Annotated in this window: 9 protein-coding genes; 1 reads left to right on the top strand and 8 read right to left on the bottom strand. The window is 71.7% G+C overall.

Annotated elements, in window-relative coordinates:
* Position 1: 1 nt before the first annotated feature.
* The 6 genes from aceE to IG74_RS0121510 all read right to left on the bottom strand — a co-directional run bounded on the left by aceE (position 2) and on the right by IG74_RS0121510 (position 9808).
* Positions 2-2698 (bottom strand): pyruvate dehydrogenase (acetyl-transferring), homodimeric type, encoded by a 2697-nt coding sequence (aceE, locus tag IG74_RS0121535; RefSeq protein ID WP_030679611.1) that lies wholly within the window; start codon positions 2696-2698, stop codon positions 2-4.
* Between the two features lie 277 nt (positions 2699-2975).
* Positions 2976-3620, bottom strand: a complete 645-nt coding sequence (locus IG74_RS0121530) for a GntR family transcriptional regulator (protein ID WP_030679608.1) — start codon at positions 3618-3620, stop codon at positions 2976-2978.
* Positions 3621-3745: 125 nt separating this feature from the next.
* Entirely contained in the window at positions 3746-5554 is a 1809-nt protein-coding gene (gene sucB, locus IG74_RS0121525; RefSeq protein WP_030679605.1) for a 2-oxoglutarate dehydrogenase, E2 component, dihydrolipoamide succinyltransferase, read from the bottom strand.
* Positions 5555-5615: 61 nt separating this feature from the next.
* Entirely contained in the window at positions 5616-7004 is a 1389-nt protein-coding gene (gene lpdA, locus IG74_RS0121520; RefSeq protein ID WP_030679602.1) for a dihydrolipoyl dehydrogenase, read from the bottom strand.
* Between the two features lie 331 nt (positions 7005-7335).
* Positions 7336-8901: a leucyl aminopeptidase gene (locus IG74_RS0121515; protein WP_030679599.1), complete on the bottom strand. Its 1566-nt coding sequence runs from the start codon at positions 8899-8901 to the stop codon at positions 7336-7338.
* 103 nt (positions 8902-9004) lie between these two features.
* A complete protein-coding gene (locus IG74_RS0121510) occupies positions 9005-9808 on the bottom strand; it encodes an adenosylcobinamide-GDP ribazoletransferase (protein WP_030679598.1) in 804 nt (267 codons plus the stop codon).
* A 99-nt stretch (positions 9809-9907) separates the two neighbouring features.
* On the opposite strand from IG74_RS0121510, the gene IG74_RS0121505 reads away from it, so the two are divergent.
* Entirely contained in the window at positions 9908-10675 is a 768-nt protein-coding gene (locus tag IG74_RS0121505) for a membrane protein (RefSeq protein WP_030679595.1), read from the top strand.
* Here the strand turns inward: IG74_RS0121505 and IG74_RS52175 are convergent.
* A complete protein-coding gene (locus IG74_RS52175) occupies positions 10612-11316 on the bottom strand; it encodes a hypothetical protein (protein ID WP_037825836.1) in 705 nt (234 codons plus the stop codon). The genes IG74_RS0121505 and IG74_RS52175 overlap by 64 nt on opposite strands.
* Complete coding sequence (locus tag IG74_RS0121495) at positions 11313-13079, bottom strand: phosphatidylglycerol lysyltransferase domain-containing protein (RefSeq protein ID WP_030679589.1); 1767 nt, start codon at positions 13077-13079, stop codon at positions 11313-11315. The genes IG74_RS52175 and IG74_RS0121495 overlap by 4 nt, the downstream gene beginning before the upstream one ends.
* Between the last annotated feature and the right edge of the window lie 84 nt (positions 13080-13163).

Genomic DNA, 13163 nt, shown 5'->3' with positions numbered 1-13163 from the left:
CTTACAGGCCGTACTTGGCCCGGGCCTCCTTCACCGCGGCAGCGGGCACCGCGCCACGCCGGGCCAGCTGCGCGAGCGCCGCGACGACGATCGACTCGGCGTCGACGCCGAAGTGGCGGCGGGCCGCGTCACGCGTGTCGGAGAGGCCGAAGCCGTCCGCGCCGAGCGAGGAGTAGTCCTGCTCGACCCACTGGGCGATCTGGTCGGGCACCTGGCGCATGTAGTCGGACACCGCGAGCACGGGGCCCTCCGCACCGGCCAGGGCCTGGCGCACGTACGGCACCCGCTCCTCGCCGCGCAGCAGCGCCTCGTCCGCCTCCAGGGCGTCCCGGCGCAGCTCCGTCCAGGAGGTCGCGGACCACACGTCGGCGGCCACGCCCCACTCCTCGGCGAGCATCCGCTGGGCCTTCAGGGTCCAGTGGATGGCCGTGCCCGAGCCGATGAGCTGGATCCGCGCGGCGTTGGCCGCGGCGGACAGGCCCGCGGTCTCGGCCGTGTTGAAGCGGTACAGGCCCTTCACGATGCCCTCGTCCACACCCGCGGGCTTCGCGGGCTGCGGCATCGGCTCGTTGTAGACCGTCAGGTAGTAGAAGACGTCCTGGTCCTCGCCCGGCTTGGCCTCGCCGTACATGCGGCGCAGGCCCTCCTTGACGATGGCACCGATCTCGTAGGCGAACGCCGGGTCGTAGGTCAGCGCCGCCGGGTTGGTGGAGGCGATGAGCGGCGAGTGGCCGTCCGCGTGCTGGAGGCCCTCACCGGTCAGCGTCGTACGACCGGCGGTGGCGCCGATGAGGAAGCCGCGGCCGAGCTGGTCGCCGAGCTGCCACATCTGGTCGGCGGTGCGCTGCCAGCCGAACATCGAGTAGAAGATGTAGAACGGGATCATCGCTTCGCCGTGCGTGGAGTACGCGGACGACGCGGCGATGAAGTCCGCCATCGAGCCGGCCTCGGTGATGCCCTCGTTGAGGATCTGGCCGTTCTTGGCTTCCTTGTAGTACATCAGCTGGTCGCGGTCGACCGGCTCGTACGTCTGGCCCTTGGGCGAGTAGATGCCGAGCGACGGGAACAGCGACTCCATGCCGAAGGTGCGCGCCTCGTCCGGGACGATCGGCACCCAGCGCTTGCCGGTCTCCTTGTCGCGGACCAGGTCCTTGACCAGCCGGACGAGCGCCATGGTGGTGGCGACCGACTGCGAGCCGGAGCCCTTGTCGAAGGCCGCGAAGGCCTTGTCGGCGGGCGCGGGCAGCGGGGCGAGCGCGTGCGTGCGACGGGCCGGGGCCGGGCCGCCGAGGGCCGCGCGACGCTCCTGGAGGTAGCGGACCTCGGGCGATTCGGCGCCGGGGTGGCCGTAGGGCACCTGTCCGTCGACGAACTGGCTGTCGGAGATGGGCAGCTCAAGAAGGTCACGCATGTTCTTGAACTCGTCCGTCGTCAGCTTCTTCATCTGGTGGTTCGCGTTCTTGGACGCGAAGCCCTCACCGAGGGTGAAGCCCTTGACGGTCTGCGCCAGGATGACGGTCGGCGCGCCCTTGTGCGCGAGGGCCGCCTTGTACGCGGCGTACACCTTGCGCGGCTCGTGGCCACCGCGCGACAGGTGGAAGCACTCCAGGATCTTGTCGTCGGAGAGCAGCTTCGCCATCTCGACGAGCGCCGGGTCCTTGCCGAAGAAGTCCTCGCGGATGTACGCGGCGTCACGCGTCTGGTACGTCTGCACCTGCGCGTCCGGGACCTCGCGCAGGCGGCGGACGAGGGCACCGGTGGTGTCGAGCGCGAACAGCTCGTCCCAGGCGCCGCCCCACAGGGACTTGACGACGTTCCAGCCCGCGCCGCGGAACTGGGCCTCCAGCTCCTGCACGATCTTGAAGTTGGCGCGGACCGGGCCGTCGAGGCGCTGCAGGTTGCAGTTGATGACGAAGGTGAGGTTGTCCAGTTCCTCACGGGCGGCGAGTGCGAGGGCCGCCGTCGACTCCGGCTCGTCCATCTCGCCGTCGCCGAGGAACGCCCACACGTGCGAGGACGAGACGTCCTTGATGCCGCGGTTCGTCAGGTAGCGGTTGAAGCGGGCCTGGTAGATGGCCGACAGCGGGCCGAGGCCCATGGAGACCGTCGGGAACTCCCACAGCCAGGGCAGCCGGCGCGGGTGCGGGTACGACGGCAGGCCGTCGCCGCCCGCCTCCTGGCGGAAGTTGTCGAGCTGCGCCTCGCCGAGGCGGCCGTCGAGGAAGGCGCGGGCGTAGATGCCGGGGGAGGCGTGGCCCTGGATGTACAGCTGGTCGCCGGAGCCGTCCCCCTCCTTGCCGTGGAAGAAGTGGTTGAAGCCGGTCTCGTACAGCCAGGCGGCCGAGGCGAAGGTGGCGATGTGGCCGCCGACGCCGTACTTCGAGCCGCGGGTGACCATCGCCGCCGCGTTCCACCGGTTCCACGCGGTGATGCGGGACTCCATCGCCTCGTCGCCGTCGATGACGGGCTCGGCGGCGGTCGGGATGCTGTTGACGTAGTCCGTCTCAAGAAGCTTGGGCAGCGCCAGGCCCGCGCCCTCGGCGCGCTCCAGCGTGCGGCGCATCAGATATGCGGCACGGTGCGGCCCGGCCGCCTTGGTCACGGCGTCCAGAGAGGCCTGCCATTCGGCGGTCTCCTCGGGGTCGCGGTCCGGGAGCTGGTCGAGCTCGCTCGGCTGGATGCGGGAGGGGTCGGTCATTACGCCGCCTTCCTGAGTCGGAGGGGTTCCCGTGCCTGGTCAGGCGGGGGCCCTTAACGGAAAGGGTCGGGGGTGCCCTAGGTCTTTGGCAGGACAGGGCGTGGGGCTCGGGTGAGAGCCCGTCGTCGACTGTAAGCCAGCGATCGATGATCGATCAAAGCGTTGAGCGGAAAACTTCCCCCTCGGGGCAAAAGTAGGCACAGGGTGCCACGGCATAGGGCACCGGGTGCCTTTGATTCGCAGGATTTGCGCAGGTGGGACGACGTGTGAGCGCGGCTCACTCAGGATGAGCGTCGTGGTCGGGCCGGGGCGCGCAGCCGAGGACATGGGCCTTCACGAGCTCCGCGATCCGGGGGTCACGGCGCTGGAACGCCTGCACGAGCGCCTCGTGCTCCTCCGCGTACGACTGCTGGACGGTGCCGAGCCAGCGGATGGAGAGCGCGGTGAAGACCTCGATGCCGAGGCCTTCCCAGGTGTGCAGGAGCACCGAATTGCCCGCGGCGCGCACCATCTCGCGGTGGAAGGCGACCGTGTGCCGCACCTGCCCGGTGCCGTCCTTGGCGCGGTCCGCCTCGTACAGGGCCGTGACGTGCGGTTCCAGGGCCGAGCAGTCGCGTGCGAGCCCCTCGGCGGCGAGTTCGGCCGCGATGGCCTCGAGGCCCGCCCGGACGGGGTAGCTCTCCTCCAGGTCGGCCGCGGAGAGGTTGCGCACGCGCACGCCCTTGTTGGGCGCGGACTCGATCAGGCGCAGCGACTCCAGCTCCCGCAGGGCCTCGCGCACCGGCGTCTGGCTGACCTCCAGCTCGACGGCGATGCGCCGCTCCACGATCCGCTCGCCCGGCTTCCAGCGACCGCTCACGATGCCTTCCACAATGTGCTCGCGAATCTGTTCGCGCAGCGAGTGAACGACGGGCGCGGTCATAGGGAGGCTCCACGGGCAGAGGCGGCGGGCGACCTCTAGACAATACGGCTGCGCCCCCGTCCGGAAACCTCCGGACGGGGGCGCAGCCGCCGATGAGACGAGTCTTACAGTCCGTCTCCGAAGCCTTACAGGCCGAGCTCGACCTCGAACTCGCCGGCCTCCAGGATGGCCTTGACCGTGGTCAGGTAGCGGGCGGCGTCCGCGCCGTCCACCAGACGGTGGTCGTAGGACAGCGTCACGTAGGTCATGTCGCGCACGGCGATGGTCTCGCCGAGGTCCGGGTGGTTGATGACCACCGGGCGCTTGACCGTGGCACCGATGCCCAGGATGGCGACCTGGTTCGGCGGCACGATGATCGTGTCGAACAGCGCGCCGCGCGAGCCGGTGTTGGAGATGGTGAAGGTCGCGCCGGACAGCTCGTCCGGGGTGATCTTGCTGGCGCGGACCTTGTTGGCCAGGTCGGCGGTCGCCTTGGCGATGCCGGCCAGGTTGAGGTCACCGGCACCCTTGATGACCGGGGTCATCAGGCCCTTCTCGGAGTCAACGGCGATGCCGATGTTCTCCGAGTCGAAGTAGGTGATGGTGCCCTCGTCCTCGTTGATGCGGGCGTTGACGACCGGGTGGGCCTTCAGCGCCTGCGCGGCGGCCTTCACGAAGAACGGCATCGGGGACAGCTTGACGCCCTCGCGGGCGGCGAAGCCGTCCTTGGCCTGGGCGCGCAGCTTCATCAGCTTGGTGATGTCGACCTCGACCACGCTGGAGAGCTGGGCCTGGCCGTGCAGCGCCTTCATCATGTTGTCGCCGATGACCTTGCGCATGCGGGTCATCTTGACCGTCTGGCCGCGCAGCGGGGACACCTCGACGGCCGGAGCCTTCGACGCGGCCGCGGGAGCGGCGGCGGCCGGGGCGGCAGCCGGAGCCGGGGCGGACTTCGCGGCCTCGGCGGCGGCGAGCACGTCCTGCTTGCGGATGCGGCCACCGACGCCGGTGCCCTTGACCGCGCCCAGGTTCACGCCGTTCTCGGCGGCGAGCTTGCGCACCAGCGGGGTGACGTACGCGCCGTCGTCGGCCGGGGTGGCCGGAGCCGGGGCGGCCGGGGCGGGGGCGGCGGGCTTGGCCGGAGCCGGAGCGGCCGGAGCCGGAGCGGCGGGGGCCGCGGGCTGAGCCGGGGCCGGGGCGGCGGCAGCGGGCTGCGCCGGAGCCGCGGGGGCGGCCGGAGCGGCGGGCTGCGCCGGAGCGGGCGCCGGGGCCTCGGCCGGGGCGGCCGGGGCGGCGGCCGGAGCGGCCGCGGGGGCGGCACCGGCGGCACCGATGACGGCGAGCTTGGCGCCGACCTCGGCGGTCTCGTCCTCGGCGACGGTGATCTCCAGGAGCACGCCGGAGACCGGCGCGGGGATCTCGGTGTCGACCTTGTCGGTGGAGACCTCAAGGAGGGGCTCGTCGGCGGAGACCTCCTCGCCGACCTCCTTCAGCCAGCGGGTGACGGTGCCCTCGGTGACGGACTCGCCGAGCGCGGGCAGCGTGACGTCGGTGCCCTCGGCGGCACCGCCGGCCGGGGCGGCGGGCGCCTCGGCGGGGGCGGCCGGAGCGGCCGGGGCCTCGGCGGCGGGCGCCGGAGCGGGCTCGGCGGCCGGGGCGGGCTCGGCAGCGGGGGCGGGCTCGGCAGCGGGGGCCGGGGCCGCGGCGGGGGGGCCGGAGCCGTCGTCGATGACGGCCAGCTCGGCGCCGACCTCGACGGTCTCGTCCTCGGCGACCTTGATGGAGGCCAGGATGCCGGAGGCGGGCGAGGGGATCTCGGTGTCGACCTTGTCGGTCGACACCTCGAGCAGCGGCTCGTCGGCCTCGACGCGCTCGCCTTCGGCCTTCAGCCAACGGGTGACAGTGCCCTCGGTGACGCTCTCGCCGAGCGCCGGAAGGGATACGGAAACCGCCATGGTTTCGGTTGCTCCTTACGAATTACGAAAGTCTGTGGTCGTCGCGTCCGTGGACTGAAGGTCAGTCGTGGGAGTGCAGGGGCTTGCCGGCGAGGGCGAGGTGGGCCTCGCCGAGCGCCTCGTTCTGCGTCGGGTGGGCGTGGATGAGCTGCGCCACCTCGGCGGGCAGGGCTTCCCAGTTGTAGACCAGCTGGGCCTCGCCCACCTGCTCACCCATGCGGTCGCCGACCATGTGGACGCCGACCACGGCACCGTCCTTGACCTGGACGAGCTTGATCTCGCCCGCGGTCTTCAGGATCTTGCTCTTGCCGTTGCCCGCCAGGTTGTACTTGAGGGCGACGACCTTGTCCGCGCCGTAGATCTCCTTGGCCTTGGCCTCGGTGATGCCGACCGACGCGACCTCGGGGTGGCAGTACGTCACGCGCGGCACGCCGTCGTAGTCGATCGGCACGGTCTTCAGACCGGCCAGGCGCTCCGCCACCAGGATGCCCTCGGCGAAGCCGACGTGCGCGAGCTGGAGGGTCGGGACGAGGTCGCCGACGGCCGAGATCGTCGGGACGTTCGTGCGCATGTACTCGTCGACCAGGACGTAGCCGCGGTCCATGGCGACGCCCTGCTCCTCGTACCCGAGGCCCTGGGAGACCGGGCCGCGGCCGATGGCGACGAGCAGCACCTCGGCCTCGAAGGTCTTGCCGTCGGCGAGGGTGACCCGCACGCCGGTCTCGGTGTACTCGGCCTTCTCGAAGAAGGTGCCCAGGTTGAACTTGATGCCGCGCTTGCGGAAGGCGCGCTCGAGCAGCTTGGAGCTGTTCTCGTCCTCGACCGGCACGAGGTGCTTGAGGCCCTCGATGACCGTGACGTCGGTGCCGAAGGACTTCCACGCCGAGGCGAACTCGACGCCGATGACGCCGCCGCCCAGGATGATCGCGGACTGCGGCACGCGGTCCAGGGTCAGCGCGTGGTCCGAGGAGATGACGCGGTTGCCGTCGATCTCCAGGCCCGGCAGGGACTTCGGCACGGAACCGGTCGCCAGGAGGAGGTGGCGACCCTGGATCCGCTGGCCGTTCACGTCCACGGAGGTCGGGGACGAGACGCGGCCCTCGCCCTCGATGTACGTGACCTTGCGGGAGGCGACCAGGCCCTGCAGGCCCTTGTAGAGGCCCGCGATGACGTCGTCCTTGTACTTGTGGACGGCGTTGATGTCGATGCCATCGAAGGTGGCCTTGACACCGAACTGCTCGGCCTCGCGGGCCGAGTCGGCGACCTCGCCGGCGTGCAGCAGGGCCTTGGTCGGGATGCAGCCGTTGTGCAGGCAGGTGCCGCCGAGCTTGTTCTTCTCGATCAGTGCGACGTCCAGACCCAGCTGCGAGGCGCGCAGGGCCGCGGCGTAACCGCCGCTACCACCGCCGAGGATCACTAGGTCGAAAACGGTGCTGGCGTCGTTCGCCACGTCACGTCCTCCATGCATGTGCGCCGTGCGCCGGACCCCTCTTGCCGGGGGACGACCGGTCGGTCGGCTGGTATACGGCCGCTCTTCTTCGGCCCTTTGGTGGGGGCCCTGTCCTGCCGAGAACCCATCTTCGCACTTGTCGGCGGCAGGCGGGACGCCGGGCCGGGCTGATCGCCCGTAGCGAGAGGTCAGAGCCACGTACAAACATACGGATTTCATCGACAGCGAAATCGTCGTACGGGATGACCGGGCGGACGCGTCCCGATGGGTTACGGATGAGTACGGCCCCGTGGGCGAGGGCGCCCCGGGGCCGTACGTCAGTCGGTCACGCTCAGCCGAGGTCGCCCGCGGCGGTGCGCTCCGCGAGGCGCACCAGGGTGCGCACGGCGGAGCCGGTGCCGCCCTTGGGGGTGTAGCCGAACGGGGCGCCCTCGTGGAAGGCCGGGCCCGCGATGTCCAGGTGGGCCCAGGTGATGCCCTCGCCCACGAACTCCTTCAGGAACAGCCCCGCGACCAGGCCGCCGCCCATGCGCTCGCCCATGTTGGCGATGTCGGCGGTGGGGGAGTCCATGCCCTTGCGCAGGTGCTCGGGCATCGGCATCGGCCAGGACGGCTCGCCGACCTCGTCGGCGATCTCGTGGATCGACGTCCGGAAGGCGTCGTCGTTGGCCATGATGCCGAAGGTGCGGTCGCCCAGGGCCAGGACCATGGCGCCGGTCAGCGTCGCCACGTCGACGATCGCGTCGGGCTTGTCCTCCGAGGCCTTGGTGAGCGCGTCGGCGAGGACCAGACGGCCCTCGGCGTCGGTGTTCAGGACCTCCACCGTCTTGCCGCTGTACATGCGCAGGACGTCGCCCGGCCGGGTGGCCGAGCCGGACGGCATGTTCTCGGCGAGGGCCAGCCAGCCGGTGACGTTGACCTCGAGGCCGAGGCGCGCGGCGGCGACCACGGCCGCGAACACGGCGGCGGCGCCGCTCATGTCGCACTTCATGGTCTCGTTGTGACCCGCGGGCTTGAGCGAGATGCCGCCCGAGTCGTACGTGATGCCCTTGCCGACGAAGGCCAGGTGCTTCTTCGCCTTGGCCGAGGTGTACGACAGCTTCACCAGGCGCGGCGGGGCAGCCGAGCCCGCGCCGACGCCGAGGATGCCGCCGTAGCCCCCCTTGGTGAGCGCCTTCTCGTCGAGCACCTGCACCTTGATGCCGTGCTCCTTGCCGGCGGCCTGGGCCACCGCGGCGAACGCCTCCGGGTAGAGGTCGTTCGGCGGGGTGTTGATCAGGTCGCGGGCGCGGTTGAGCTCCTCGGCGACGGCCAGGGCGCGCTCGACGGCGGCCTTGTAGGCCTTGTCGCGCGGCTTGCCGCCGAGCAGGGCGGCCTCGGCGAGCGGGCCCTTGGTGTCCTTGGCGCCCTTCTTGGCCTTGGCGTCCTTGGCGTCCTTGGCGTCCTTGGCGTTGTCGGCGATGCCCTTGTAGGCGTCGAAGGAGTACGCGCCGAGGATCGCGCCCTCGGCGATCGCGCCCGCGTCGCCCGCGGACTCCAGGGGCAGCGCGAACGCGGCCTTCTTCGAACCGGCCAGAGCGCGCGCGGCGACACCGGCGGCCCGGCGCAGCACCTCCGCGTCGAAGGCCTGGTCCTTCTCGGGGACCGCGCCGAGGCCGACTGCCAGGATCACCGGCGCCTTGAAGCCGGACGGCGCGGGCAGCTTCGTCGCCTCGCCCTCGGAGCCGGAGGCGCCGAGGGTCTCCAGGACGGACGCGAGCTTGCCGTCGTACGCCTTGTCCACGGACTCGGCGCCAGGGGCCACGACCGGCCCCTTGGCGCCCTTCGCGACACCGACGACGATCGCGTCGGCACGCAGGCCGGACGCGGCGGCGGTGCTGAGAGTCAGAGCAGTCACGGTGCTGAAGTCCCTCTTTCATAGGAGGTTTTCATTGGGTTCTTGCGGGCTTTGGGGTGGTGAGCCCGTCGCGAGCCTACGCCCGTAAGCAATGCGGTGCGCATCACTGTGCGTGCTGGCCGAGGGCGAGCACAAGCAGGCCAGCCGTGGCGGCGGTCTCGGCGAGCCCTCCGAAGACGTCGCCGGTGACGCCGCCGAACCGGCGCACGCAGTGCCGCAGCAGGCCCTCGGCGGCGGCGCAGGCGAGCAGCACGGCGGCCGCGCCGCGGACGGCGGAGAGGACGGTGCCCGTGCCCGTGGCCGCGCCCGCGGCGGCGGCCGCGGCGGTGGTGACCATGAGCACGGCGATCCCCGCGCCCGCGGGGACCGTGCCCGCGACGGCCGCGCCGAGGCCTTCGGGCCGGGCCGGCGGCACCTCGGCGCGGGCGGCGAGGGTGAGCGCGAGCCGGGCGGCGGTGGCGGCCACGGCGGCGCCGCAGACCCCCTGCGCCCAGCCGTCGTCGTACAGCTCGGCGAGGGCCGCGACCTGTGCGAACAGGGCCAGGACCAGCGTGATCACGCCGAACGGGCCGATGTCGGACCGCTTCATGATCCGCAGTGCGTCGGCGGCGGGTTTGCCGCTGCCGAGGCCGTCGGCGGTGTCGGCGAGACCGTCCAGGTGCAGCCCCCGGGTGCCCGCGGCGGGCACGGCGACGGCGGCGACCGCGGCGAGCAGCGGGCTCGCGCCGAGGGCGAGCAGGGCCGCCCCGAGGCCCCCCGCGAGCAGGCCGAGCACGAGCCCCGCGACCGGGGCGCACAGCATGCCCGCACGGGCGGCCTCGCGGTCCCACCGGCGCACGCGCACGGGCAGAGCGGTGAGCGTCCCGAAGGCGAAGCGGAGGCCGTCGGCGGGGGTGGGTCTGGGCATTGGGCGAGGTTACCCGGGAGGGCGGGGCCGGCCGCCGCCGCCCCGCTCGGCCGGGCATCCCGGCCTGCGCGCGGCGGCGGCGAACCGCAAGATGGGCCCATGGACGGCTGGTGGTACCGGAACGTCGTGGAGCCGGGGAAGCTGCCCCTGCTGCTCGCGCTCGTCTCGTTCGTGGGCTGCTTCCTCGTCACGCGCACCATCACCCGTCTCATCCGCGCCGGGAAGGGGCCGTTCCGGAACATCACGACGGGGAGCGTGCACGTCCACCACGTCGTACCGGGCATCTTCCTGATGCTGGTGGGCGGCTTCTGGGCGGTGGCCGCCGGGCGGCACAGCTTCGGCTCGATGTGCGCGGCCGTGATCTTCGGCGTCGGCGCGGGCCTGGTCCTCGACGAGTTCGCGCTGATCCTGCACCTGGACGACGTGTACTGGAGCGAGCAGGGCCGCAAGAGCGTGGAGGTGGTGATCCTCACCGCCGCCCTGGTGGTCCTGATCCTCACCGGCTTCACGCCGTTCGGCGTGAACGAGATCTCCGTGACCGAGCGGCACAACCGCTTCGCCTTCGCCCTGAACATCACCGTGAACTGCGCCTTCGCGCTCATCGCGCTGCTCAAGGGCAAGCTGCGCACGGCCCTGATCGGCATGGTGGTGCCGTTCGTGGCGCTCGTCGGCGCGATCCGCCTCGCCCGGCCCGGTTCGGCCTGGGCGCGGCGGTTCTACCGCAACCGGCCGCGCGTCCGGGCCCGGGCGGGCCTGCGCGCGTTCCGCCACGACCGCCGCTGGACGGCCAAGCGCCGCTGGCTTCAGGACGCCATCGGCGGCAGGCCGGACCCGGAGCCGCGGTCGGCGACGCGGCGTCGCACGTGACGCACCGCCGTGGTCAGCGCGCACACGAGCAGGACGCCCGCGATGGCCGCCAGGTGCTCCTTGCCCGCGAGGTTGTTCTTGATCAGGACCTCGACGACCATCAGGGCGACGACCAGGGCGCCGGTCGCGTACGCCCGGTGGCGCCAGCACACGAACACCGCGAGCCCGACGACCGCGGCCGACGGGCCGGTGTCGATGACCTGCGCGTCGGACGCGGGCAGGCCGATCCAGCTGTCGGGGCCGACGGCGATGCCCACGCGCGCGTAGAGGGTGCCCGCGAGCGTCGCCGCGTACCCGACGAGCAGCGTGCGCCACCAGCCGATGCAGATCTCGGCGATGCCGAACACCAGCAGGATCTGCGCGAGCGCGCCCCACACCGGCAGGTCGAGCGCGGGGACGAAGAGCGAGAGCGGAGTGCGGATCAGCGCCAGCCACAGCGGCTCCTCGGCCCGCACCGAGCCGATGTTCTGCACGAACTGGTAGCCCCAGGACTGGTTCTGCACGTACTGGAAGGCCGCGGTCAGAAAGACGGCGGCGAGCGTCATCGGGATCGCGCGCCAGCGCCGGGCGACGAGCCCGCCGCGCACGGTGGAGTACAGGTCGCCCCACTCGGCACGGGCCAGCCGGGACAGGGTGCTCATCTTCGGGACTCCAAGTGTGTGCGGTGCAGCCATTTCGGCAGGCCCGGAGCTTCCAGAAAGCCTTCGGCGCGAGCGGAAGCGACACCGATGCGCGGCAGGTCCGCGCTCTTCTCGAAGAGCAGGAAACGCGGCTCCCAGATGGGCCGGTACTTGGCGTTGGCGCGGTACAGCGACTCGATCTGCCACCACCGGGAGAAGAAGCTGAGCAGCGAGCGCCACAGCCGGAGCACCGGGCCCGCACCGAGCCGCGAGCCACGCTCGAAGACTGATCTGAACATCGCGAAGTTCAGCGACACCTGCGTGATCTGGATCTCCGCCGCGCGCTGGAGCAGCTCGATGACCATGTACTCCATCAGGCCGTTGTCGGAGTCCCGGTCGCGGCGCATCAGGTCGAGCGAGAGCCCGTGCGGCCCCCAGGGGACGAAGGAGAGCACTGCCCGCAGCTCGCCCTTGCCGTCGGTGCACTCCAGCATCACGCACTGCCCGTCGGCCGGGTCGCCGAGGCGGCCGAGCGCCATGGAGAAGCCGCGCTCGGTGGCGCCGTCGCGCCAGTCGTCGGCGCGTTCGAGGAGGCGGGCCAGCTCGTCCTCGGGGATGTCCGCGTGGCGCCGGACGCGCACCTCGTACCCGGCGCGCTTGACGCGGTTGTAGGCCTGGCGGACCGTGCGCATGGCCCGGCCCTCCAGGGTGAAGTCGGCGATCTCGACGATGGCCTCGTCGCCGAGCTCCAGGGCGTCCAGGCCGTGCCGGGCGTAGATCGTGCCCGCCTCCTCGCTCGCGCCCATCACCGCCGGGGTCCAGCCGTGCTCGCGCGCCTCGGCGAGCCACGGCTCGATGGCGCCGGGCCAGGCCTCGGGGTCGCCGATCGGGTCGCCGGAGGCCAGCGAGACGCCGCCGACCACGCGGTAGGTGACCGCGGCCTTGCCGGTCGGCGACCAGACGGCGCTCTTCTCGCGGCGCAGCGCGAAGTAGCCGAGCGAGTCGCGCTCGCCGTGCTTGGCGAGCAGCGCGCGCAGGCGTGCCTCGTCGTCCTCGCTGAGCGGGTCGACGGCCCGGCGGGAGCGGAAGGCGGCGTACAGGACGGCGATGAGCAGCAGTGTGCTCAGGACGTTGATGGTGACGTTGACCCAGCCGGGGGTGGAGATGCCCGCGAACCGGGAGTCGTCGGCGGCGAGCGACACCAGGCGCATCGTGCCGTAGCGCCAGCGGTCGAGGAACGTCGAGCGGTAGTCGTCGTGCGCGTGGTTGGTGACGGTCACCAGGAGCGCGGCGAGCAGCGAGGTCGCGAGCAGCCCGCCGACGGCGACGGCCGCCGCCAGCTTGGGGTTCGACCGGTCGCCCTTGGCGTAGAACTCGCGGCGGCCGACGAGCAGCGCGGCGACGAAGCCCGCGGTGAGGCCGAGCGAGATCCAGTTCTGCGCGTACTGCCGGATCTCGGGGAAGACCATGGCCACCGCGAAGAGCAGCAGGAACAGGCCGCTCAGCACGGTGTTGAGGATCCAGGAGGCCCGTTTGCGGCGGCGCATCGTGACCGCGAGGAACGCGGTGAAGACGCCGGAGGCGAACCCCGCGGTGAGCATGTACGGGGTGAAGTAGTTCTCCGTGTTGTGCCGTCTGAGGTCCTGCCCCAGGGAGACCCAGACGGCACTGAGGAAGTTGACGAACGCGACGGCCCGCAGATACCAGACGGCGGCCGCCGCGGCTCTCCGCGAGGCCGGGGTGGACGTCTTGCGCTGCTCTTCCTTCGGCCGTTCATCTCCCATAAAGCAAGATCTTATGGGGTGTTGTGGTGTGATATGGGGCTTACTGTCCCGGTTCCCGCCGCGTTCCCGCCTTGTTCCCGTCGC

The sequence above is a fragment of the Streptomyces sp. NRRL B-1347 genome, assembly GCF_000720325.1.
Lineage (GTDB): Bacteria > Actinomycetota > Actinomycetes > Streptomycetales > Streptomycetaceae > Streptomyces.
The sequence above is the reverse complement of the archived record's forward strand: the minus strand, read 5'-3'. Positions and strand labels throughout refer to the sequence as shown.